Annotated in this window: 27 protein-coding genes; 10 read left to right on the plus strand and 17 right to left on the minus strand. The window is 64.2% G+C overall.

Features of this window, described 5'->3' with window-relative positions; all coding sequences use genetic code 11:
• Positions 1 to 145 precede the first annotated feature (145 nt).
• On the plus strand, positions 146 to 451 hold the full coding sequence (locus HUI96_RS02140) for a hypothetical protein (protein WP_188252961.1): 306 nt from the start codon (positions 146 to 148) through the stop codon (positions 449 to 451).
• Positions 452 to 535: 84 nt separating this feature from the next.
• On the opposite strand, the gene HUI96_RS02145 is transcribed toward HUI96_RS02140, so the two are convergent.
• The 5 genes from HUI96_RS02145 to HUI96_RS02165 form a co-directional block, all read right to left on the minus strand.
• Entirely contained in the window at positions 536 to 1,324 is a 789-nt protein-coding gene (locus tag HUI96_RS02145; protein ID WP_188252962.1) for an SDR family oxidoreductase, read from the minus strand.
• A gap of 27 nt (positions 1,325 to 1,351) precedes the next feature.
• Positions 1,352 to 2,341: an inositol 2-dehydrogenase gene (gene iolG / locus HUI96_RS02150; protein ID WP_188252963.1), complete on the minus strand. Its 990-nt coding sequence runs from the start codon at positions 2,339 to 2,341 to the stop codon at positions 1,352 to 1,354.
• A gap of 241 nt (positions 2,342 to 2,582) precedes the next feature.
• Positions 2,583 to 3,293, minus strand: a complete 711-nt coding sequence (hdaA, locus tag HUI96_RS02155) for a DnaA regulatory inactivator HdaA (RefSeq protein WP_425299179.1) — start codon at positions 3,291 to 3,293, stop codon at positions 2,583 to 2,585.
• A 60-nt stretch (positions 3,294 to 3,353) separates the two neighbouring features.
• Complete coding sequence (locus HUI96_RS02160; RefSeq protein WP_188252965.1) at positions 3,354 to 4,523, minus strand: AI-2E family transporter; 1,170 nt, start codon at positions 4,521 to 4,523, stop codon at positions 3,354 to 3,356.
• Positions 4,498 to 5,052: a CDP-alcohol phosphatidyltransferase family protein gene (locus HUI96_RS02165; RefSeq protein ID WP_188252966.1), complete on the minus strand. Its 555-nt coding sequence runs from the start codon at positions 5,050 to 5,052 to the stop codon at positions 4,498 to 4,500. Before HUI96_RS02165 ends, HUI96_RS02160 begins: the two co-directional genes overlap by 26 nt.
• Before the next feature lie 143 nt (positions 5,053 to 5,195).
• On the opposite strand from HUI96_RS02165, the gene purM reads away from it, so the two are divergent.
• From purM to HUI96_RS02180, 3 genes are all read left to right on the plus strand, one after another.
• Positions 5,196 to 6,260 (plus strand): phosphoribosylformylglycinamidine cyclo-ligase, encoded by a 1,065-nt coding sequence (gene purM, locus HUI96_RS02170; protein ID WP_188252967.1) that lies wholly within the window; start codon positions 5,196 to 5,198, stop codon positions 6,258 to 6,260.
• Positions 6,257 to 6,967 (plus strand): phosphoribosylglycinamide formyltransferase, encoded by a 711-nt coding sequence (gene purN / locus HUI96_RS02175; protein WP_188252968.1) that lies wholly within the window; start codon positions 6,257 to 6,259, stop codon positions 6,965 to 6,967. Before purM ends, purN begins: the two co-directional genes overlap by 4 nt.
• A gap of 120 nt (positions 6,968 to 7,087) precedes the next feature.
• Positions 7,088 to 7,603 (plus strand): SixA phosphatase family protein, encoded by a 516-nt coding sequence (locus tag HUI96_RS02180; protein WP_188252969.1) that lies wholly within the window; start codon positions 7,088 to 7,090, stop codon positions 7,601 to 7,603.
• An 84-nt stretch (positions 7,604 to 7,687) separates the two neighbouring features.
• Here the strand turns inward: HUI96_RS02180 and dksA are convergent, their stop codons facing one another.
• Positions 7,688 to 8,104 carry an RNA polymerase-binding protein DksA gene (gene dksA / locus HUI96_RS02185; protein ID WP_188253189.1) on the minus strand — a complete coding sequence of 139 codons (417 nt, stop codon included), beginning with the start codon at positions 8,102 to 8,104 and terminating at the stop codon, positions 7,688 to 7,690.
• Between the two features lie 250 nt (positions 8,105 to 8,354).
• Here dksA and HUI96_RS02190 point away from each other — a divergent pair, with 250 nt between their 5' ends.
• The 5 genes from HUI96_RS02190 (at position 8,355) to HUI96_RS02210 (ending at position 12,876) form a co-directional block, all read left to right on the plus strand.
• Complete coding sequence (locus HUI96_RS02190) at positions 8,355 to 8,858, plus strand: SixA phosphatase family protein (protein ID WP_188252970.1); 504 nt, start codon at positions 8,355 to 8,357, stop codon at positions 8,856 to 8,858.
• Positions 8,859 to 9,036: 178 nt separating this feature from the next.
• Complete coding sequence (locus tag HUI96_RS02195; protein ID WP_188253190.1) at positions 9,037 to 10,452, plus strand: YcjX family protein; 1,416 nt, start codon at positions 9,037 to 9,039, stop codon at positions 10,450 to 10,452.
• On the plus strand, positions 10,449 to 11,540 hold the full coding sequence (locus HUI96_RS02200; protein WP_188252971.1) for a YcjF family protein: 1,092 nt from the start codon (positions 10,449 to 10,451) through the stop codon (positions 11,538 to 11,540). Before HUI96_RS02195 ends, HUI96_RS02200 begins: the two co-directional genes overlap by 4 nt.
• 149 nt (positions 11,541 to 11,689) lie before the next feature.
• Complete coding sequence (locus HUI96_RS02205; RefSeq protein WP_188252972.1) at positions 11,690 to 12,235, plus strand: hypothetical protein; 546 nt, start codon at positions 11,690 to 11,692, stop codon at positions 12,233 to 12,235.
• Positions 12,236 to 12,336: 101 nt separating this feature from the next.
• Entirely contained in the window at positions 12,337 to 12,876 is a 540-nt protein-coding gene (locus HUI96_RS02210; protein ID WP_237683908.1) for a DUF924 family protein, read from the plus strand.
• 4 nt (positions 12,877 to 12,880) lie between these two features.
• On the opposite strand, the gene folK is transcribed toward HUI96_RS02210, so the two are convergent.
• Positions 12,881 to 13,390, minus strand: coding sequence for a 2-amino-4-hydroxy-6-hydroxymethyldihydropteridine diphosphokinase (folK, locus tag HUI96_RS02215; protein ID WP_337917897.1), 510 nt, complete (start codon positions 13,388 to 13,390; stop codon positions 12,881 to 12,883).
• A gap of 119 nt (positions 13,391 to 13,509) precedes the next feature.
• On the opposite strand from folK, the gene HUI96_RS02220 reads away from it, so the two are divergent.
• The gene (locus HUI96_RS02220) at positions 13,510 to 14,124 is read left to right on the plus strand and encodes a DUF922 domain-containing Zn-dependent protease (protein WP_188252973.1); all 615 of its coding nucleotides are present in this window, start codon (positions 13,510 to 13,512) and stop codon (positions 14,122 to 14,124) included.
• Between the two features lie 179 nt (positions 14,125 to 14,303).
• On the opposite strand, the gene HUI96_RS02225 is transcribed toward HUI96_RS02220, so the two are convergent.
• The 10 genes from HUI96_RS02225 to HUI96_RS02265 form a co-directional block, all read right to left on the minus strand.
• Positions 14,304 to 15,356, minus strand: coding sequence for an aldo/keto reductase (locus HUI96_RS02225; protein ID WP_188252974.1), 1,053 nt, complete (start codon positions 15,354 to 15,356; stop codon positions 14,304 to 14,306).
• A 112-nt stretch (positions 15,357 to 15,468) separates the two neighbouring features.
• Complete coding sequence (locus HUI96_RS02230; RefSeq protein WP_188252975.1) at positions 15,469 to 15,921, minus strand: hypothetical protein; 453 nt, start codon at positions 15,919 to 15,921, stop codon at positions 15,469 to 15,471.
• A 430-nt stretch (positions 15,922 to 16,351) separates the two neighbouring features.
• A complete protein-coding gene (locus HUI96_RS02235) occupies positions 16,352 to 17,332 on the minus strand; it encodes an alpha/beta hydrolase (RefSeq protein WP_337917862.1) in 981 nt (326 codons plus the stop codon).
• Positions 17,314 to 18,930, minus strand: a complete 1,617-nt coding sequence (locus HUI96_RS02240; protein WP_188252976.1) for an NTP transferase domain-containing protein — start codon at positions 18,928 to 18,930, stop codon at positions 17,314 to 17,316. The genes HUI96_RS02235 and HUI96_RS02240 overlap by 19 nt, the downstream gene beginning before the upstream one ends.
• Complete coding sequence (locus tag HUI96_RS02245) at positions 18,927 to 19,637, minus strand: XdhC family protein (protein WP_188252977.1); 711 nt, start codon at positions 19,635 to 19,637, stop codon at positions 18,927 to 18,929. Before HUI96_RS02245 ends, HUI96_RS02240 begins: the two co-directional genes overlap by 4 nt.
• Before the next feature lie 2 nt (positions 19,638 to 19,639).
• Complete coding sequence (locus HUI96_RS02250; protein ID WP_188252978.1) at positions 19,640 to 19,975, minus strand: XdhC family protein; 336 nt, start codon at positions 19,973 to 19,975, stop codon at positions 19,640 to 19,642.
• Positions 19,976 to 20,042: 67 nt separating this feature from the next.
• Positions 20,043 to 21,299, minus strand: coding sequence for a vWA domain-containing protein (locus HUI96_RS02255; protein ID WP_188252979.1), 1,257 nt, complete (start codon positions 21,297 to 21,299; stop codon positions 20,043 to 20,045).
• 5 nt (positions 21,300 to 21,304) lie between these two features.
• On the minus strand, positions 21,305 to 21,517 hold the full coding sequence (locus HUI96_RS02260) for a hypothetical protein (RefSeq protein ID WP_188252980.1): 213 nt from the start codon (positions 21,515 to 21,517) through the stop codon (positions 21,305 to 21,307).
• Positions 21,514 to 21,786: a DUF4258 domain-containing protein gene (locus HUI96_RS30220; protein ID WP_425299184.1), complete on the minus strand. Its 273-nt coding sequence runs from the start codon at positions 21,784 to 21,786 to the stop codon at positions 21,514 to 21,516. Before HUI96_RS30220 ends, HUI96_RS02260 begins: the two co-directional genes overlap by 4 nt.
• A gap of 50 nt (positions 21,787 to 21,836) precedes the next feature.
• Positions 21,837 to 22,763 (minus strand): AAA family ATPase, encoded by a 927-nt coding sequence (locus tag HUI96_RS02265; protein ID WP_188252981.1) that lies wholly within the window; start codon positions 22,761 to 22,763, stop codon positions 21,837 to 21,839.
• Between the last annotated feature and the right edge of the window lie 9 nt (positions 22,764 to 22,772).

Below are 22,772 nucleotides of genomic sequence, written 5' to 3' on the forward strand. Positions count from 1 at the left end.
GATGCCCGAGGAGCCTGGACCAAATCCCCGCCGGTCGCCGGTTCGGGCTCTCCGCGGCGTTACCCTCGTTGAGTTCCTTTCCGCGCCTGTCCTTTCCCTCGATGCCGTCCGGCCTAGATGAAGTTCACCAAGTTAGGGAATCTCGATGCATCTCATCGACGTCTTCCTGCCACTCGATCGCGGCGATGGCTCTGAAGTGCGCCCCGAGGAGATCGAGGATCTCGTGCACGATTTTACGCACCGCTTCGGCGGTGCGACGGCCTTCACCCGCGCCCCGGCCGAGGGCTTGTGGCACACGGGCGAAACCGTGGCGCGCGACCGCATCGTCATCATCGAGGTGATGGTCGAGGAGCTTGACGAGACCTGGTGGGCCGAGTTGCGCAAGCGGCTGGAGGACGAGTTCATTCAGGAGAAGGTGTTGATCCGCGCGACCGAATGCAGGACACTGTGAGTAGCACCCTCGGGGCGAAGATGCGGCCTCCCGGACCCGGGTCATCCGGCGGCCGGGATGCAGGTGTGCGGGCCCCAGCCAAAGCTACTCCGGAAAGGCGCCCGCCACGTTCTGGTCGTAGTCCACCAGCGAACCCGTCATGACGCCGGACTCCGGGCTCAGCATATAGGCGACCAGGCCGGCGAGTTGATCCGGCTTGACCAGTTGCCCCATCGGCTGAGCGGCCTCGGCCTTCTCCAGCCAGTCCGGCCCGGCGCCGTGATACTGCGCCTGCACCACCGCCTCGCCGGGCGTGTCCATCCAGCCGGGCAACACCGCGTTCACGCGGATGCGGTTGGTGCGATAGGCGTTGGCCGCGTTCTTGGTTAGCGTCGCGAGCGCGCCCTTGCTGGAAGAGTACGGCGCCAAAAACGACTGGCCGCAATGGGCCGACATCGACAGCACGTTGACGATCGAACCCGCCTTTTCCGCCTCGAGCAGGTGACGCACGAGCGCCTGCATCAGGAAGAACGGCCCCCGCACATTGGTGTGGAAGATGCGGTCGAAGAGTTCCGGCGTGGTGTCGGTAAGCGAACCGCGCGCCGATGTGGCGGCCGCGTTCACCAGCGCGTTGAGGCTGCCGAAATGTCCAAGCGCCTCCGAAAAGGCCGAGCCGCACGCTCCGGTATCCGCGACATCGGCACGGATGAAGATGGCATCGACGCCCTTCGCCTTTAGGGCAGCGGCCGCCGCCTTCCCCTTCTCCTTGTCGCGCCCGATGAGCGCGATCGCGTGGCAGCCCTCATCTGCCAGACGGTTGGCCACCGCAAAGCCGATGCCCTGTGCGCCCCCTGTGATGATCACCCGCGTGCTGCTGTTCCGACCCGTCGCCATGCTGCCTCCCGAATGTCTTGCTTGCCGCTAGAGCTTGATCGCCCGCCCCTCGCGAGCCGACTGCAGCGCGGCGTCGGCAAGCCTCAGGGCCATGAGCCCGTCCCGCCCGCTGGGCGAAGGTTTCGTTCCTTCCTTCACAGACTTGACGAAGGTCGCGATCTCGTTGGCGTAGGCCTCGACATAGCGGGTCATGAAGAAGTCGTGCAGCGGCGGGCGGATATACCCCCTGCCATTCGCCACCTCGATGGAGACTGGGCGTTGGTTCTCCGCCGCGACCATGCCGTCCGAGCCATGCACCTCGATCCGCTGGTCGTAGCCGTAGGTCGCCCGGCGCGAATTGGTGATCACCGCCTGCTTGCCGCTGGCGGTCGTGAGCAGGACGCTGACCGTGTCGAAGTCCCCGATCTCGCCGATCCTGTCGTCGACCAGCACCGAGGCCGTCGCGCTGACGGTCACCGGTTCTTCACCCAGCAGGAAGCGCGCCATGTCGAAGTCGTGGATGGTCATGTCGCGAAAAACGCCGCCCGAACGCGGGATGTAGTCGAGCGGCGGCGGGCCGGGATCGCGCGAGGTGATGACCACCTGCTCCACCTTGCCGACCGCACCGTCGTCGATCGCCTTTCGCACGGCTGCGAAGTGCGGATCGAAGCGACGGTTGAACCCGACCATCAGCGTGGCGCCGGTCTCGTCAACGACCGCCAAGCACTCCTCCACCCGCTTGGCGTCGAGATGGATCGGCTTCTCGCAGAACACGGCCTTGCCGGCGCGGGCGAAGCGCTCGATGAGATCGGCATGCGTGTCGGTGGGCGTGCAGATCACCACCGCGTCCACGTCGGATGCCTTCTCGATCTGGTCGATGGTCCTGACCTCGCAGCCATAGTTCGCAGCGAGGTCAGTGGCCGCCTGCTCAATCGCATCCGCGACCGCGACGATCCGCGCAGACGGGTTCGACGCGATCGCCCGCGCATGCACCTTGCCGATGCGCCCGGCACCCAGCAGTCCAAAACGTACCGTCATCGTTGTTCCCCCTTCGTCTTGAGCAAGAGCCAAAGTGAGCTTCGTTGGCGCGGCTGCACGGTCGGCTCGGCTGGCCGGCGATCCTTCGCAGGCGCACCCGTTGGACCGGTCCGAATTTCGGAACCTCCACGCGAGAGTTCAGGATAATCTGCCGCTGCGTCAAGCACGATTCAGTGATGAAGAACCGGAATGGTCGCCACGCAGTGAGGCGTAGTAGCTCACCCGGGCTCAGGCCGAGCCGTCAACGGTCCTGGTTGTCATGCCCGCGCGATCCGGCCTCGAGCGCCGCAATGGCCTCTGCCGCGAGAACCCGCGTGATCCGCGACTTCCGCTCCAGCGCTAGGCGATCAAGAATTTCCACCGCCCGGATGGCGGCGGAGAGCGAGCGCTCGATGCGTCGTGCGATGTACAGCACTACGCTTGGATCGACCTCGACCTGCCGATCGGCGAACAGCTTCGTTATAACGCCGGCCAGCAAGGCGTCGTCCGGCTCGTGGATCTCGACAGTGGTCGCGGCCTTGAGACGCGACGCCAGATCGGGAAGCGTGACGCCCCAGGCGGCCGGAAAGCGCCGCGCTGTGAGCAGCAGGTGCCCCCCTCCAGCCCGGATGCGGTTGATGAGGTGGAAGAGGCCGGTCTGGTCGAGGTCCGCTCGATCGGCGTCCTCCACGCAGACCTCCAGCGCCGCTTCCCCCGAAGCCTCACGATCGCGTATCGCATCGGCGGACAAAAGGATGGCTCCGGACGCGTCCCGCCAAATCGCCGCCAGATGCGACTTGCCGGCGCCGGGCGGGCCGGCCAGCACGACGACTGGCGAGGTCCAGTCGGGCCAGCGGTCGATCAAGGCGACAGCGTCGGCATTCGCCGCCGAGACCATCAGGTCATCGCGCGAGTGGCCTGCCGCATGCCGCAGTTCGAGCGGCAACTGTCGGGGCTTATCCGCGCCTGACATCGTCATTTCCCTTGCCGGGCCTTGTGGCGGGCCCGCCCCACTGAAGAGAGTACGGCACTGTCAATCCACTGATCCTGGCGAATTGGGAGGCCGGGTCTTAGGGTCGGACTCGATCTCGGTGGAGTGACCGACATACAACGGCGAGTCGAGATAGCGCGAAATGGCGAACCTGACGAGTACGCCGATCGCAGCGGATGCGGGCACGGCGATCAGCAGCCCGACAAAGCCGAACAGCGCGCCGAAGGCAAACAGGGCGAACATCAGCCATACCGGATGAAGTCCCACGCTCTTGCCGACGAGGCGAGGCTGCAGGATGTTGCCTTCGATGAACTGGCCTACGAAGAAGACGCCGGCGACCGCCGCGATCATGATCCAGTCCGGCCAGAACTGGACAAAGCCGACTCCCAGCGCGACCACAAGGCCGAGCAGCGACCCGAAATATGGGATGAAACTGATCAGGCCGGCAAAGAGGCCTATCAGCACGCCGAATTTCAATCCGGTAATGGTGAGGCCGATCGCGTACATGACACCGAGCACGAGGCAGAGGGTGCCCTGCCCCCGCACGAAGCCGGCCGTAGCGGCATTGATGTCGGTCGCGATCTCGCGGACGGTCTGGACGTGGTCGCGCGGCACCCAACTGTCGACCTTGGCGACCATGCGGTCCCAATCGAGCAGCATGTAGAAGGCGACGACCGGCGTGACGACGAACAGGCTCGCTATGTTGAATAGAGCGACACCGGAGCTCCAGATCGACGTGAAAATCGCCGTCACGAATCCCACGCCCGAGGACAGCAGCGAATTCAGACCTTGCCGGAGATCGGCCGCCTTGACGCCAAAACGGCGCTCGATCCAGCCGGGATCTATGTTGGTGACCAGCGCCTGAAGCCGGCTGAGATAGTCCGGCAGCCACGAGATGAACTCGGACAACTGCTGCGCCACCAGCGGAATGACGAGCATCAGGGCGAGCGCAAAGACGAGGATGAACGCGACCAAGATCAGGATGGTCGCCATGACGCGCGACAATCCCCATCTCTGAAGCCGGTCGGCGACAGGGTCGAGGAAATAGGCAAGCACCATGCCCGCTACGAACGGTAGCAGTATGTCGCTGAAAACATAGAGGAAGAGGGCGAGGAGCGCAGCCGTTACGGCCCAGAAGCGGATCTGGCGGCGCCACACCGCCGCGGCCGGTTGGTCGGCCGTGACGTCAGCCCTGAATATCGGTTTCGCCATAGCCGTTCATATGCCTCAGCCACGCGACGAGATAGGCCGCAGCCGAAGCGACGGTCAAGAGCCCGCTCAGATACTCCAAAGCATCTCCAAACCATCCGAATTCAAGGTCGAAGGTCAGAGCCGCCAGGACCGCTATCACGAGCACGATCTGCACCGCCGTGTTTGCCTTGGAGACCATCAGCGGCTGCACTTTGACTGGGTTTCCCATCACCGACGACAACAGCACGGCACTGACGATGAGTCCGTCACGTGCCACGGCTGCAACGACGAGCCAGAGTGGCAGTTCACCCATGAAGCCGAGCACGACGAAGACGCTGGCCAGGAGCAATTTGTCCGCGACAGGATCGAGATAAGCGCCCAGTTCGCTGTGCTGATGGAAATGGCGGGCGATGAATCCGTCCACGCCGTCGGAGACTCCGGCGATCACAAATCCGATAAATGCCCACTCCATGCGCTCGGACAGCAGCGCATAGACGACGCCCGGCACAAGCAGGAATCGCATGATGGTGATAAGGTTCGGAATGGTCACGAACCGACTTCTCCTGGCTCAGGCAGCGTAGATGGCGGAGAAGGGCCGCGGTCGCAAGGCCGCCTTTCGACGCCTGTCGCTCGCGCTTGCGGGCGGGTGAGGATCATGCGAAGAGCCCCCACATTCTAGCCGGGGTTAAGACGATGAGCGGAAACAGCAAAGGTCTCACCTACGCGGATTCCGGCGTCGACATCGATGCCGGCAACGAGTTGGTGCAGCGCATCAAACCGCTGGTGCGCTCGACCCGCCGGCCCGGCGCGGATGGCGAGATTGGCGGCTTTGGTGGTCTTTTCGACCTCAAGGCGGCGGGTTTTTCCGATCCGGTTCTCGTCGCCGCCAATGACGGTGTCGGCACCAAGCTCAAGATCGCCATCGAATCCGACCGCCATAACACGATCGGCATCGATCTCGTGGCCATGTGCGTGAACGACCTCGTGGTCCAAGGTGCCGAGCCGCTCTTCTTCCTCGATTACTTCGCCACCGGTAGGCTCGATCCGCGCCAAGGGGAATCGATCGTGGCTGGCATCGCCAAAGGCTGCCGCCTCTCCGGCTGCGCCCTGATCGGCGGCGAAACGGCCGAGATGCCCGGAATGTATCACGGCAATGACTACGACCTTGCGGGTTTCGCGGTCGGCGCGGCCGAGCGTGGCCAGTTGTTGCCCACCGACGACATCGTCGAAGGCGACGTCCTGCTCGGCCTCGCCTCCTCCGGAGTCCACTCAAACGGTTTCTCGCTGGTACGCAAGATCGTCGAGAGGTCGGGCCTCGGTTGGACGGACACCTCCCCCTTCGCCGACGGGATGTCGCTCGCCGAGGCGCTGCTCGAGCCGACTCGGATTTACGTCAAGTCGATCCTGAAGGCGATCCGCGGCACTCATGGCGTCAAGGCGCTGGCGCACATCACCGGCGGCGGTTTCCCAGAAAACATTCCGCGCGTGTTCCCCAAGGACTTCGCCGCAGAGTTGAACCTCGATGCGATCGACGTGCCGCCGGTGTTCTCCTGGCTGGCGTCGACCGGGGGCATCCAGCCGGAAGAGATGATGCGGACCTTCAACTGCGGGATCGGCATGATCGCAGTGGTCGCGGCTGGGCAGGCCGCACAAGTTGCGGCCGTCCTGCAGGAAGCCGGCGAGGCCGTCACGCCGATCGGCCAGATTGTGCCGAGGCGGGATGGAGGCGTGGTCTATCGGGGTTCGCTCGCCCTATGACGACGCAGCGAAAGAGGGTGGCGGTCCTGATCTCGGGCCGCGGCTCCAACATGACGGCGCTGATCGAATCGGCGAAGGAACCCGACTATCCGGCTGAGATCGTCGGCGTCATCTCGGACAAGGTTGATGCGCCAGGTTTGCATATCGCGGAGGCAGCCGGAATCGCCACAAAGGTGCTGGAGCGCCGCGACTATCAGACGAAGGAAGCGCACGACCTCGCGATCGACGCGACGCTGCACGCCCTCGGCGCCGAACTCGTCTGCCTGGCCGGCTATATGCGCCTCCTGACGACCTCCTTTGTGCGCGAATGGCAGGGTCGCATGATCAACATCCATCCCGCTTTGCTGCCGCTCTTTAGAGGTTTGGACACGCATCGGAAGGCGCTGGAGGCCGGTGTGCGCCTGCATGGCTGCTCGGTCCACTTCGTCACCGCCGAGATGGATGGCGGGCCCATCATCGCACAGGCGGCCGTGCCAGTGCTCCCGGACGACAGCCCGGAGTCCCTTTCGGCCCGGGTACTGAAAGCGGAACATCGACTATACCCCATGGCGCTGAGGCTGGTCGCCGAAGGCAAGGCGCGCATCGAGGGCGACAAGGTACGGTTCGAGGGGATGACGGCGAGCCCGCCGGAAGACTGGGCCCTTTTTTCGCTTTCGGCTGCGCAAGAGGACGTGGATGTGGAGGCGCTTGCGCGCTTCACTCCGTGAAAGAGAGGCTCGGACTGACGAGGCGCCTTGTGGAAGGCTCGAACTGGCGAACCTTGGCAGTGCCTTCGATAAAATGGCGGGGAACCCTCCGTTCTAAGCCGAGTTTGTCTCGCGACCCTCATGAAGACACTCCTGCTGCTCCGCCACGCCAAGTCCAGCCGGAATGACCCTAGTTTAGGCGACTTCGACCGGCCGCTGGCACCGCGCGGGGTACGGGCAGCGTCGCGGATGGGAAGGGAAATCGCGAGACTCGCATGGATTCCAGATCTTGCGCTGGTATCGCCGGCCCGCCGCACGGCCCAGACATGGGAACTGCTCACGCTCGCTGTGCCGCGCCAGTCTAAAGTCGAGTCACCGCGGGCGTTGTATGAGGCTCCAGCGGAATCGCTACTCGCGGAACTCCGGCAGATCCCGGACGAAGTCGAGTCGGTGCTGCTGCTCGGTCACAACCCCGGGCTGCAGGATGCCGCCCTCCGCCTTGCGGGACCACAATCCACTCAGTCGCTCGTTTCCAGGATGAAGGAGAAATTCCCAACAGCCGCATTGGCGCGCTTCGCTCTGGAGGGCCCGTGGAGTGGCTTGCAGCCGGAGTCGGCTCGATTGACCGACTTCATACGGCCACGCGACCTGGACTGAGACTTGGAAGATCGAAAACGAAAACCCCGGCGCAGGGCCGGGGTTTTCGTGTCTTCAGAGATCCAAAGGTCCTCAGCGATCGACTCAGTCGTCGCGATAGACCTTCTCGCGACGCTCGTGACGTTCTTGCGCCTCGATCGACAGCGTCGCGATCGGACGGGCATCGAGGCGCTTGAGGGAGATCGGTTCGCCGGTTTCTTCGCAGAAGCCGTAGGTGCCCTCGTCTAGGCGCTGTAGTGCCGAATCGATCTTGGCGATCAGCTTGCGCTGGCGATCGCGGGCCCTGAGTTCGATGGCCCGGTCAGTTTCGGAGGAAGCGCGATCCGCCAGATCGGGGTGGTTGGCGTTTTCCTGTTGCAGTATCTCTAGTGTTTCTCGGGCTTCTCTGAGGATTTCGCTTTTCCAGTTGATCAGCTTTGCGCGGAAGTATGCTTTCTGCCTTTCATTCATGAAGGGCTCATCTTCCGACGGCACATAGTCGGAACTTACGAGAACGCTCATTCGACTCATCCCATTTCCCCTGCCGTTTTTGCGGCCTATATATTCGGGGCTACGAAGCGGCACAAGAACAATCCTGACGGATGTAACGGAATTGTCAGAACGTGGCAGCGGTCATATTGCATGAGGTCTGCCAAGCCGAATTATCAGCTTGATTTGCCGGTAGTATGCCTGCGCTGATAGGACGAGGCGCGATTCCGAAGCAGTTCGTATGCAGGCTACACGGGTCGGATGGGGGAGGAGAGGCCTGGGATTGAGCACGCTTTACCTTCTCAGGCACGCCAAAGCGGGTTGGGCTGCGCCCGGAATGCGCGATTTCGACCGGCCGCTGGACGAGACCGGAACGGCGGATTCGCAGGCGACGGCGATCGCCATGCGTGATCGCACCTATATGCCCGACATCACGCTCTGCTCGAACGCAACGCGTTGCCGCCAGACGCTCGAGGCGATCGCCCAGCATGCCGATACCGGGCGCGTGGTCTTTCTCGATACGCTCTATTCGGAAGATGCGGCGGGCTATCTTCGCATCATCCAGGAGAACGGCGCCCACTCTTCGGTCCTGGTGATCGGACACAACCCGATGATGGAAGACCTCGCGATCGCGGTCTCCGGAAGCGGCGATGACGGCGTCCTCGCGACGCTCGGCGCCGGGTTCCCGACCTCCGGGCTTGCCGTCATAGACTTCGACGGACCGCTGTCGTCCGCGGCTCCCGGCAAGGGGCGGCTCGTCGACTTCGTCACACCAGCCGATCTATGACCCGTTAGCCATCCGCGCGACGAGAGCGGCGGCCGAAACAACGTAAGCGCTTGCTCCGCTCGTGCGGGGATTACAATGGCCCGTTCATAATCCTATATCGCCGGCACAGGCACAGCGGGACAATGGATTGCCGTCTCTCACCAGTTTCACCGACGAAGCACTCATCGCTCTCGACACGATGGCGGGACGAGCGGCGAACATCCTCTCGCCGTCGCTGCGCCTCGGCGTCACGGGCCTGTCCCGTGCCGGCAAGACCGTCTTCATCTCGGCCTTCGTGCACAACCTCATCCATGGCGGCCGCCTGCCGATGTTCGAGGCGAGCAAGTCAGGCCGGATCGCCCGGGCCTTCCTGGAGGAGCAGCCCGACGACACGGTGCCGCGCTTCCAATACGAAGACCACATCGCGGCCCTTCTCGAGGCTCGGAACTGGCCGGAATCCACGCGGGCAATCTCGGAACTGCGGCTGACCATCGAATTCGAATCGGCATCGGCCTGGGGCCGGCTGCTCTCGCGAGGCCGGCTCTCTGTCGACATCGTCGACTACCCCGGCGAGTGGCTGCTCGACCTGCCGCTCTTGACCAAGAGTTTTAGCCAGTTCTCTCGCGAGGCTTTGGAACTTTCCAATCTCCCGGTTCGGACCGATCTCGCCGGGCCCTGGCGTGCGCTGGAGGCAGAAGCCGATCCTGATGCCGATGCCGACGAGATGACCGCGCGCCGGCTCGCGGAAAGCTTCGCCGACTATCTCAAGGCTTGCAAGCTGGACGAGCGGGCGCTCTCGACCCTTCCCCCCGGTCGCTTCCTGATGCCGGGGGATCTGGAAGGGTCGCCCGCCCTCACCGTCTCGCCACTACTGCTAAAGGACGACCGCTCGCCGCGCCCCGGCTCGCTGCACGCGATGATGGAGCGCCGCTACGAGGCCTACAAGACACACGTCGTGAAACCCTTCTTCCGCGAGCATATCGCGAGGCTCGATCGTCAGATCGTGCTGATCGACGCACTGCAGGCGCTGAATGCCGGTCCCTGGGCGCTGGCCGATCTGGAGCGGGCCCTGAGCGAAATCCTCGCCTGCTTCCGCATAGGCCGCGGCGGCTTCTTTTCCGACCTGTTCTCGCACCGGATCGACCGCATCCTGGTGGCGGCGACAAAGGCCGACCATTTGCACCATGAAAGCCATGACCGGCTGCAGGGGATCGTGAAGCGGCTTGCCGACCGTGCAGTGAAGCGCGCCGACTTCTCCGGCGCGGAGGTGGACGTGCTTGCGCTCGCAGCCATACGCGCCACGCGCGAAGGCACGGTCAAGCAGGGGCGCGAAGAGCTTCCGGTGATCATCGGCACCCCGCTGGAAGGAGAGACGATCGGCGGAGAAACATTTGACGGGAAGAGCGAGACGGCGGTCTTTCCCGGCGACCTGCCGGTCGGCATCGACTCGATGTTCCAGACGACCGGCGACGCCGCTTCGGCGGAGAACTCCATCCGCTTCGTGCGGTTTCGTCCGCCGAGACTCGAGCGCGGCGCCGACGGGCTGACCCTCTCGCTCCCGCACATCCGTCTCGACCGGGCCATGCAGTTCCTGTTGGGAGATCGGCTGGCATGACAGAGCCCCGCAAGCCCGCAGCGTTCCGTGTCGATCCCGAGAAATCCCGCCCGGCGGCGGCTCGAGAGCAGGTTTCCGCACCTCCGCAGCCTCCGCGTGCTCCCCGCGCGCTGAGAGCGGAGGACGCGGTCGTCGTGCCGGCGGAGATCGACGTGTTCGCAGAACCCGGCGTCCAGGAGGCCAGTCCTCCTCCCCCGACCCCAGCCAAGGGGCGCTCCTGGCTGAGCACCATCTTCGTAACCGCATTCGGCATCCTCGTCTGGCTGGCGCTGGGCCTGTGGGCGGACAGGGTGGTCCGCGATCTCTTTGCCCGCGCTGATTGGCTGGGCTGGGTGGCCATGGCTGCGGCCCTAATCGCAGTCGCCGCGTTCATTCTGATCCTCCTGCGCGAACTGCTTGCGCTTTCGCGTCTCTCCTCGATGCAGAAGCTCCGGGCTGCCGCGGCGGATGCGGTAGCACGCGATGATACCCGCGCCGCGCGCAAGGTCGTGGGCGAACTGACTGCTTTGATGGCCTCGAACCCGGAGACCGCAGCGGGCCGGCGGGCCCTGGCCGAACTGAGCGGCGACATCATCGACGGCGCGGACCTGATCCGTCTCGCCGAAACGGAAATCCTCGGACCGCTCGACGCCCGCGCGAAGATGCTGGTGCTCGACGCGGCCAAGCGCGTTTCGGTGGTGACTGCCGTCAGCCCTCGGGCGGTGGTCGATCTGGCTTACGTCGTGTTCGAAGCGGGACGGCTGATTCGCCGCCTCTCCGAGCTCTATGGCGGGCGGCCGGGCACGCTCGGCTTTCTGACGTTGGCGCGTCGCGTGCTTGCGCATCTCGCGGTGACCGGAGCGATCGCTGCCGGCGATGAAGTCGTGCACCAACTGGTCGGCCAGGGGCTCGCCGCGCGCATTTCCGCGCGGCTCGGAGAGGGCGTCGTGAACGGCACGATGACCGCGCGGATCGGCATCGCCGCGATCGAAACGGTACGCCCCCTGCCCTTCGTCGCGCTGAAGCGCCCCAGGCTGGCCGACTTCCTGTCCGCCCTGGCCTCCTTCGCCAGAAGCAGGGCGACGGACCGGGGCTCATCCACCAAATAGGGGTGTTCAGCGCGGCGCCGATCCGGGCCACAATCGATCATACGGCTCCTTGAAAGGAGCCGTTCTGTTCGTGTTTGAGCAAACCATTAACCATTATTCGACATGGTTGAGGGACATCAGCCTGCCATCCAGTCGCTCGGATCGACCCCATGAAATTCGCCCGTCTTCCTTCCCTGTCCATGGCCCTCGCGATCGCGGCGGCAACGCTGCCGGCCGGTGGCGCGAGCGCAGCCGACCGCGACCAGAAGTTCTTCGAATCCGTAAAGGGTAACTGGGCGGGACCGGGGGAGATCGTCGCCGGTAAGTACAAGGGCACGAAGTTCAGTTGTACCTTCGCCGGCAGCACGCCCGGCGCCAAGACGGGGATGATGCTGGACGGAGGCTGCCGCGTCGGTGTCTTCACGCAGAAGATGTCGGCATCGATCGAGCGGAAGGGGAAGACCTATCGCGGAACCTTCATGGACGGCGCTGAAGGCAAGGGGCTCGACGTCGTCGGCGGCAATGTCATCGAGGGCGGCCAGAAGGTGGTGTTTGCGATCAACCGCAAGCAGCTCAACGGCATCATGCAGGCCCGCATGGCCGATGCCCACACCATGAACGTCACGGTATCCGTCCGCGTCGAGGAGGAACTCGTACCGGTCATCGGCATGAGCCTGAAGCGCCTGGACAGCACGGCCGTCGGCTCCGTCCAGTAGTCCCATCGCGAGCCGAAAGGCTGGTCAAAGCGCCTACCCCTATATGCGAGCTCACGCTGCTGCTAAGAACGCAGCATGTTAATGCAAAGCGAGGGGCGGAGTTGATCGCATCGAGCGGGGAAGTCGTCCAGTTCTGGCGTGATGCCGGGGCACAGAGCTGGTTTTCGAAGAACGAGGCCTTCGACCGCGCCTTCCACGAGCGTTTCGCCGAAGCCCATCTCGCTGCCGCGCGCCGGGAGATGGATGGCTGGGCCGATGATCCCCAAGGCGCGCTCGCCTTGATGATCCTGCTAGATCAGTTCCCGCGCAACTGCTTCCGCGGCACAGGTCACATGTATGCGACCGACCCGCTGGCGCGCCCTTTTGCAAGACGGGCCATAGCCGCCGGGCATGACATGGCTATCGAGGCGCCGATCCGCGCCTTCTTCTATATGCCGTTCATGCACTCCGAGGATCTTGCCGACCAGGATCTTGCAGTCCGGCTTTGTTCGCCGTTGGGCGGCGATTACGAAGAGGCGGCCATCGAGCATCGCGCCATCATTGCGGAGTTTGGCCGGTTCCCGCACCGCAATCCGATGCTGGGACGCGAGACCACGTCTGAGGAGCGAGCCTTTCTCGAGGGTGGCGGGTTCGCTGGCTGAGCGGCTAACGCCACCAGTCGCGGCCGAGGTCCTGCCGTTCAATCCCTGCCCGCTCGACTCCGTCGAGCAGGCGCGCGACAGGAACGCCCTGGATCTGAAGATCGGGCGCGATCTCCGTAAGCGGAACCAGCACGAAGGCACGCTCGCGCATGCGGGGATGCGGTACTTCCAGCCCCGGCTCGGCTATGTTGCGGTCCCCGAACAGGAGGATGTCGATGTCGATAAGCCGCGGACCCCAGCGCTCCCTGCGCTCCCGCTTCAGCCGACGCTCCGCGTCGAGGCAAAGCTCGAGGAACTCCCTCGGCTCGTGGCTGGTGACGAGTTCGGCGGCCGCGTTGAGGAAATCCGGTTGATCGAGCTTTCCCCAGGGCGGCGTGCGATAAAGCGAGGAGACGGCGACGACCTCAGTTCGCGAGTCGGCGTCCAGAATCCGCAGCGCGTCGCCCATTGCAGTCGCAGGATCGCCGATATTGCCGCCTAGACTGAGGAAGACACGCTCCCCGGACTGGGTAATCAAGACTCACCTACCTGACTGGCGCCGGCCCCGCATCCGGATCGCTGCGAATGAACGGCCTCGTGCCGATTTTCGTTGCGCCGGCCCCGGCCCTAAAGCAAGGTACAAACAGAGGCAACATGCTGACACGAACACTGACTTGTCTTGCCCTGATGGCGTGCACCATCGTGGCGGCGCCAGCGGCGACGCTTACGAAGAGCTATAGCTATTTCTTCATCGGCGGACGCACGCTTGACGAGATCGAGGCCGAACTCCTGAAGCGCGGTCCTCAGGTCAAGCGGAGCGGCGACCGGCATCCGGGCGCCACCCGGATGGAGTTCACCACGCGCATCGGTTACGGCGAGAAGAACGGCCGCTGCCGGATCGTCAAGGCCAACGTAATCGTGAAGGCGAAAGTGATTCTGCCAAAATGGCGCCAGGCAAATGGCGTAGACCCCGACGTGCGCCTGATCTGGTCGACGCTGGAGTCCGACATCAAGCGCCACGAGGAAAGCCACGTCGTCATCGCGAAGAATCATGCGCGCGACATGGAGCAGGCGCTCCTCAAGATGTCCCCTCACAAGACCTGCAAGCAGGCTGCCCACGAAGCAAAGGCGATCACCTCCAAATTCCTCGCCAAACATGATGCGGCCCAAAGCGAGTTCGATCGGGTCGAGGGCATCAATTTCGAGCGTCGCCTGCTGCGGCTGCTCCAGAACCGCCTGGAACGCATGGAAGCAAGCGGCAAGAGTTAACCCTGTAAGAGTTGGTCTTCGCCTCCGGCGGAAGCCTTTACCGAGCTACGATGGCTTTAAGCTTAGTGAGCGTGCGGCATAAGCCTCGCCACGGTTGCATCGGCTCGCGGCTTCCGGATGCCCCTCGCTTTCGTCGGCCACCTCGCCGGATTCTGGAGTAGCGGTGCTGGCGTAAGAACCTAGGGGCAGGGATTGCCCATGCGCTGGTGAAGGTCGTCGACCGCGGCTTGCATATCCTTCGTCCACTTTACCTCGGCGGACTGCAATGCGACCCGAAGCTGCGGAATGCTGGTCGCACCGATGATGCTCGACGTGACAAAGGGCTGGTTGAGCACGAAGGCGCCGGCAAACAGCGCGGGATCCATTTCGAACGAGCGCGCAAGGTCGGTGTAGGCGACGAAGGCTTCGGCGGCATGGGGAGTTTCGTAGCGCTGGCCGCGATTGAAGAGGGTCGTGCGCGCGCCTTCCGGCCGTGCGCCGTGATTGTATTTGCCGGTGAGATAGCCCTGCGCCAAGGGTGAGTAGGCAAGCAGGCTTACATCCTCCCGGTCCGCCACTTCCACGAGATTCACCTCGAAGGTGCGGTTCACGAAGTTGTAGGCGTTCTGCACGGAGACAACGCGCGGCCCGATGCCACGCTCGGCGGCAAAGAGGAAACGCATCACGCCCCATGAACTTTCGTTCGACAGGCCGAGATGGCGGATCTTGCCGGCCTTCACGAGGTCGTCGAAGACGGCCAGCGTCTCCTCGATCGGGGTTTCGTCCGGGTCCCGCTCAGCCGGCCAGGCACCGACGCGCGTAGGGTTGGCGCCCCAGGGGGCTTTCCGCTCGGGGAAATGGATCTGATAGAGATCGACATAGTCGGTCTGGAGCCTCTTCAGAGACTTGTCGATGGCGTCGAAAATGTCGGCGCGCACCAGCCGCGAGGGGCGGCCGCCCCGGTACCAGTCATTGGCCGTCCTCCCGACCACCTTGGTCGCCAGCACCACGTCCTGCCGGTTCTTCCGCGCCTTGATCCAGGAGCCGACGATCCGTTCAGTGCTGCCCTGCGTCTCCGGCTTGGGTGGGATTGAGTAAAGCTCGGCCGTATCCAGGAAATTGACCCCGCGCTCGAAGGCAAGATCCATCTGCTCGTGACCCTCGGCCTCGGTGTTCTGCTGACCCCAGGTCATGGTGCCGAGGCAAATTCTCGAGACAAGCAGGTCGGTGCGGCCGAGGCGGCGCATTTCCATCGGGGACTCTCCGGATCTTTGGTTAGGCAGGCTGCGGGCGGCCACAAACTAATGCGCAAAATCGCAAAGCCAAGGGGCTTCGCGCGATCATATCATCGCGCAGAAGGAACGATCAGCGGCGGCTTCTACGGATTGCCCGCTTGCAGGCTTCGTCGATCAGCACGTTCGCCACCTTCATGCGAAGCATGGCGTGCTCGCGCAGGTGCGGCGCCACCCGATCCGGATGATTGGCAAAGGCAAAGCGACGGCGGATCCGCGTGAACTCGGCCGGATTCGCCTTGTCCAAGCCTAGCTCGGCCGCAATCGCCTGCGGGTCTGTTGCGATTGGCAGTTCAGCAACGGCCGGTTCGGGCGTGATCTTGATCGCATCCTCTCCGAAGACGTCGCGATACTCCGCTTCGACTGCGTCTTCAGCGACGCGGATGCGTCCGGAATGCAGTTCGTCGGCAACCGCGAGATAGTCGAACGGAATCGTAGGCGCCGGGCCGGACGGCTCGAGTTCGTCGCGCGCCGCTATCAGTTCGTCGAGCAGGGTCGCGAAATCCCGGTTTGCCTGCGTTCCCATGACAGCCTCCTCTGCCGAGAACCGACAGACCGCCTTTTTGATCCGATGCATAGGGGGCGAGGGTTAAGAAACATGCGGCGACCCACACGAGAATCTGAAGAAATTTGAGTTTGGCGCCGGGATGCTATGTCGCACTGCCGTCATGCTTATGCTGCACTGCACAATTCGATCGAATCACCTAGATGCGCATGCGGGAGGAAGAACGGGGTGCTGATTATGACGACCTTCCTGACCGAACTCTTCTGCCGACCCCGACCGGGATGCACCGGACCGATCCGGACCGCGCTCGCCGCAATCGAGACCTTCAACGGAAGGAGCAGGCCGGATTTCCGGCTGCGGCCAGCGGATTTTCCCCGTCACCCGCGCACGGGGTTCCGACTCTAGCGCTTCCAGGGCTATTGCCCCATTCCGTGTGAGGTTCGGCGAGAACTCAGGGCGAGCGGGCGAGCATCCAGTTCAGCGCGTCGCGCCAGTCGCTCATGCGGATCGGCGTACCGTGGGAGCCGGTCTCGAAGCGGACGAAGCGGGCGGGATAGCCGCGCGCTTTGGCGGAAAGCGAACGGAAAAAGGCCTCCTGCTTGTCGACTGGAAAAACGGTGTCGCGACTGCCATGTCCGAAGAAGACCGGAACGCGCCGCTTGAAGGCCGGGCTGGCCGGAAAATCTTCGTCCCAATGGGAGCCGAGCAGCAGAATCCCCGACAGCCTTCTCGCAACCGTCTTATCGCTCGCCAGCAGCCAGCAAATTCTACCGCCCATCGAGCCGCAGGCGACGAAGACCTTCGCGGAGGGCGACTGTTCCGCATAGTGGCGGATGAGTGCGGCGACCTGGGCGGCACCCGCCTCGCCGAAATCCGGGAAATCCGGCGAGAGATAGAGGCCGCCATTGGCGGCCATCAGGTTCTTGATGCGGTTGAAATTGCCGCCAAAGCTGAAGTCATCGATGCCCTGCTTGCGGCTGCCGCCCCGCCCGTGGAGGTAGACGGTGATGTAGCGGGCATTCGTGGTGGCGCCGACCGCGAAATGGCGCACGTCTCCGACTTGCGTGCGCAGAACGAGGTCCTGCTGCACTCTCCGCACGGCCGTGTAGACATACTTTCCTTGGACGCGGCGCTCCGCGATCTGGTCCCGCTGATTGATATCGCGGGCTTCCCGATAGTCGACGACGAGATAGGAGCCACCGTCCCTACTCTCCAGTATACCGGGATAGGCGAAGAGTTCGTCCTTGAAGGGTTTTAGCTGGTCGGCGGATGCTGGGGCTGAAAGCAGCACCAAGGCGGCAGTAAAGAGTGCTGCAAACGAAGCGCGCCTTCGGCGCGGCCGTCCAATCTTCCCCCTTGTGAGGGAGATGTCCGGCAGGACAGACGGGGGCGCGAAGACGCGCATGGCGACGATCACTTGGGCATAGTCCACTCCTGCAACACCCCGCCCGCCTCGGCTAGCGCCTCGGCCGTATCGACGTCTACGGCTGCTGCCGGTCCGAGTTCCACGTCTATGATGCTCGCGATCCCGGATTCCACCAGGTTTCGAGCACCGACGTCGCCCTCCAATCGGAGGACCTCCGGGAAAACCGAGCGCGGCAGGATGACCGGGTTGCCGCGCTTGCCTTCGTACGATGCCCGCACCACCTGCTGTCCGCCCGCCGCCAGAAAGGTCGAGACCAGCCGGTCCAGGTCACGGGAAGAGATCTCCGGCATGTCGCCCAGCACGATGAGCGCCCCGGCCGCATTGTCCGGCAGGCTCTCGATTCCCGCCTTCAACGAACTGGCCAGCCCACTCGCAAATTGCGGATTGTCCACGAAGCGAACCTCAAGGTCGTCGAGCGCCTCGCGGATGCGTTCGGTCTGATGTCCCGTGACCACCGTCACCGAACTCGCCCGACTCGCCTTGGCAGTGCGGCAGACACGGCGGATCAGCGGCTCGCCCTCGAAGAGCGCCAGCAATTTGTTGGGTCCACCCATCCGCGTCGACCTGCCTGCGGCCAGCACGATCGCGTGCACGATCTCGCCGCCGGGACGCTCGCGCGGCTGCGGCCGGCTGGCGATCTCCATCAGCAGGCCGCCGACTCCCATCCGGGCGATGTCGCCGGATGAGACCTCCAGCCCGGCAAGTAGGCGGTCGAGCACCCAGTCGAATCCGTTCTCCTTGGGGCTGCGGGCACAGCCGGGCGCGCCCAAGACCATCTTGCCACCGACTTGCCCGAGGACAAGAAGGTTACCCGGGTCGACCGGCATGCCGGCGCGCACGACCTCGCCTCCGGCTGCCCGGATTGCCGCGGGGATCACATCGTCGAAATCACATAGCGCCGAGGCGCCGAAGACAATCGCCAAGTCGCTGTCGGCGAGGAGGTCGCCGAGCGCTGCCGCGACCTCGCCTGCATCGTGCGCAGTGCGCCGCTCTCCGGAAACGAAGCTGCCGGACCGTTCCAGCCGCGCTTCGGTGATCCGCATGGTCTTCGCGATCACACCCTCCTTGAGCCTCGGAAGCACGGTGTGGACGATGCCGACGCGCTGCGCGGCGAACGGATGAACTTCGAGGAGCCTGCTGCCGCTCAGGACCGCGCAGGCGGCATCGACCAGATGCCCGGCGACTGCGAAGGGTATGATCTTGACGGTTGCTACCATCTGCCCGCGCTCGACGGTAGCCTTGTCGGCCAGCGTGGCGATGGTGATGGCGGGGTCGAGGGCATTGACGGCGTCGATCAGCTTGGCATCGACCGTGAAGACGCCCGCGGCGGCCGCATGGAGATTCACCCGTCCCGTCGAAGGCGACTTCACCTCGACATTGCGGCTCCGGATAGCGGCGGCGATACGGGCGGCCGCGGTGTCCTCGTCGAGATCGCCCGGCTCGAGCACGGCCGCGATGATCTCCTGGAGGCCAGCGGCGCGCAGGACTTCTATGTCGGATTGCGTGATGCGGTGTGCCTTGGGATACTTTCGCTCACCAACCAGCAGCGCGTGTGCCAGTAATGCGCCTTCCGCCTCGCCGACCGGTACGGGCCCGAATTTCATGCCGCTCGCCCTGCGTCGGCTTTGGACAGGCCGCGCGAGCGCAACGCCTGGATCACCTGCGCCAGCACGGCCACCGCGATCTCGGCCGGGCTGCTCGCCCCGATGTCGAGCCCAATCGGCGCGTGGATACGCGCGATCTCGCTGTCACTCATGCCGGCGTCCTGCAGGCGCTTCACTCGACTGGCATGCGTCTTTCGGCTGCCCAGCGCACCCACATAGAAGCAGCCCGCCTCGAGCGCAGACTTCAGCGCGAAATCGTCGATCTTTGGGTCATGGGTGACGGCCGCCAGCGCTGTATAGCCGTCCAGCGGACGATCTTTCAGCACGGTCTCCGGCCAATCGGCATGGAGCGGCACGTCGGGAAAACGTACTTCGGTCGCGAAGGCGGTGCGCGGATCGATGATCTCCATGTCGAAGCCTGCCACCTTGGCCATTGGCGCCAGGGCCTGGCTGATGTGGACAGCGCCGATCACCACCAGGCGTGGGCGCGGCACGCTGACGTTGAGGAAGTAGCTAACGCCGCCTGCCTCCACGGTGCCGGAGAGGCCGGTCCGGAACGCCTTCGCGACTTCAGCGCCGAGATCGCCGGATACCGTCTCGCCCTCGCGGATGACGCGGCTCGCGCCGCTTGCCAGGTCGGTCAGCAGGATCGCCGCGCGGCGGGCCCGCCTCTCTGCGTTCAAGGTCTTTAGCGACTGCGGGTCCATGCTCAGCCCAGCCTCTCTACATAGACCTTGATGCGACCCCCGCAGGACAGGCCGACGCGCCATGCGGTCTCGTCCGCGACGCCGAACTCCAGCATCTTGGGCTTCCCGGCATCGATTACGTCGATTGCCTCGCTGATGACCGTGCCCTCCACGCATCCACCCGAGACGGAGCCGTGGAAATTGCCTTCCGAATCGATGACCAGATGGCTGCCGACCGGCCGCGACGCCGAACCCCAGGTTTCGATGACCGTCGCGATCGCCACCTTGCGTCCGCCGTCCAGCCATTCCTCCGCGATCGCTAGCGGGTCGCGGGATTCGTCGAGAGCGGTCTTGGCCATCGGCTTTCTCCTCTGGTTCAGCCTACCACACCGTGTCGCGGACGACGCATAGGCTATCCTACGCCCTTCAGGCAGCGCTACCTTGGCGCGGGCCCAGATAACGGCGCGGATCGACGCTCTCCGGCTGGCGTTCGCCCAGCGAGGCGCAGAGGTCTGCGAGAGCATCGAGATTGTGCACCCGGCGGAACTCGTCGACATGCGGCAGCATGGCACGCACCCCGCGGGCACGCGCCTCGAAGCCGTCGAACCTGAGCAGCGGGTTCAGCCAGATCAGCCGGCGGCAGGATTTGCGCAGCCGCTCCATCTCACTGGATAGGCCGGCGACATCGTCGCGCTCCAGCCCGTCGGTGATGAGGAGCACCACGGCCCCCTGCCCCAGCACGCGGCGCGACCACAACCGGTTGAATTCGTGCAGCGTGTCGCCGATGCGCGTCCCGCCGGACCAATCCTTTACCGCGGCCGAACAGTCGGCAAGTGCGGCATCTGGGTCACAATTGCGCAGTTGCCGCGTCAGGTTGGTGAGCCGCGTTCCGAAGACGAAGGCGTGCACCCGACGCCGTTTTTCGGCGATGGCGTGGAGGAAATGCAGGAAGATCCGCGAGTACTGGCTCATCGAGCCCGAGATGTCGGCGAGGATAACCAGCGGCGGATGCACCTCGCGCGGCGACCGGAACTTCGGAAGGATGAGTTCGCCGCCGGTTCGGGCCGAGGAGCGCATCATGGCGCGCGGATCGATCTTGCGGCCGCGCGGGTCGGGACGGAACCGCCGAGTCGCAACCAAGTCGAAGGGCAGCCGCAAGTCGGCGATCTCGCGCTTCGCCTCGCTCAATTCGGCGGCCGTCATCTGTGCGAAATCCTTGCCGCGCAACACCTCGTTGCCGGAGACGGTGAAACGCGCGTCCACCTCGATCTCGGGCACCTCTTGCGGCGCCTTGTTCCGGTGGCCCTCGAACATCGCCTCGCTGACGCGGCTTTCGGCGGCGCGCGGCTTCTGCTTCTCGCGCATATCGGGCGCCACTGGGGAGAACATGGCGAGCAGCTTTTCGACCAGTTCGCGTGATTTCCAGAACAGCCGGAAGGCCTCGTCGAACACGGCATGGTCCTCGTGGCGGGTGACCAGCACCGCGTGCAGCGTCCAGTAGAAATCCTCGCGCGAGCCAATGCCGGCCGCCAGCACCGCCTCGATCGCATCCTTCACAGTGGCCGGCCCCACCCGGATCCCCGCCTTGCGCAGCGCTCGGGCGAAATAGACGATGTTGTCGGCCAGGCGGCCGTGAGCATCCGCCTTGTTTCTGTTCCTTTCGCTAGCCGAAGGATTCGCCAAAACACTCACCCGGATAAGGGCATAAGCTCGAACACCCGCGCATCTCGGCTTGCCGCGGCAATGTCCCCCCGCTTCAAGGCCGAGCGCACCCGGTCAAGCTTCAAAGCGTCATCCATCGAAAAATAGGGACCCCATGCACCATCATCGGGTATCGTATCGATCTCGACTTCGGCGGCATATTTGCCTGCATGAACAAAACGAGTGGATCGACGAGTCATTTCGATCTCCTCTTTAGATAGTCGCCTGTCCAACGGTCAGGGTCCGGTCGATAGGCGGTTATGAGCGTAGCGCCCTCAGGATCTGCGTTTGCGATTCCCCACAGAGCATGAACCGGAGAGCCTTCCGAGGTGGACTGAAGCACGAGCACACACGGACCCTTGTGGTAGTCCAAGTATTCCTCCACAGCGACCGCTGAAGGCAAGCCATCTAGGATCTCGGCCGCTGTAAGATCATCATTGACGAGTTCGTCATATCCGTGTGCCGAAATCCGGACCTATCCCAAAGCGACGAGTGACTTAATTTCCTCCAGCAGCGCGCTCATTCCGCCGCCGCCAGTTCCGCCTTCACTTCCTTGAGCAGGCGCCGCCCCTCGCCCTGCTCGATCCGCGCGATGTCGTCCTGATATTTCAGCAGGACGCCAATCGTGTCGGACACGGTCTCAGGATCGAGCGCCACCTTGTCGAGCTCGGTGAGCGCGCCCGCCCAGTCGATCGTCTCGGCCACGCCCGGAACCTTGAAGAGCTCCAGTTGCCGCAGCTTCTGCACGAAGCTGACCACTTCCGCCGAAAGCCGCTGGTTCGCCTGCGGCACTTTCCTGGCGACGATGTCGAGCTCCCGCGCCGCGTCGGGATAATCGACCCAGTGATAGAGGCAACGGCGCTTCAGCGCATCGTGGATTTCCCGCGTTCTGTTGGTGGTGATGATGACGATCGGCGGCTCCTCCGCTTTGATCGTTCCGAGTTCCGGGACAGTCACCTGGAAGTCGGCGAGTATTTCGAGCAGGAAGGCCTCGAACGACTCGTCGGTGCGGTCGAGCTCGTCGATCAGGAAGACCGGAGCCGCGCCTTTCTTGCCCTCGAGCGCCTGCAGGACCGGGCGTCGGATCAGGTATTTTTCGGAAAAGACGTTCTTCTCCATCGCTCCGCGGTCGACGCGGCCTTCCGCCTCCTCCATGCGGATCTCGATCATCTGCGCGGCATAGTTCCACTCGTAGACCGCGGAGGAGACATCCAGCCCCTCATAGCACTGCAGGCGGATCAGGGGCCGGCCCAGCGCCTCAGCCAGCACCTTTGCAATCTCCGTCTTGCCGACCCCCGCCTCGCCTTCGAGGAACAGCGGCCGCTTCATGCGTAGAGCGAGGAAGAGCACCGTCGCCAGGGCGCGGTCCGCCACATAGTCCGCCTCCGAAAGCAGCTTCAGAGTCTCGTCGATGGACTGGGGAAATGGGCGGGATGTGGCTTCCAACTGAAACCT

Origin of the sequence: Pseudaminobacter soli (ex Zhang et al. 2022) (assembly GCF_014595955.1) — a bacterium.
GTDB lineage: Bacteria > Pseudomonadota > Alphaproteobacteria > Rhizobiales > Rhizobiaceae > Kumtagia > Kumtagia pseudosoli.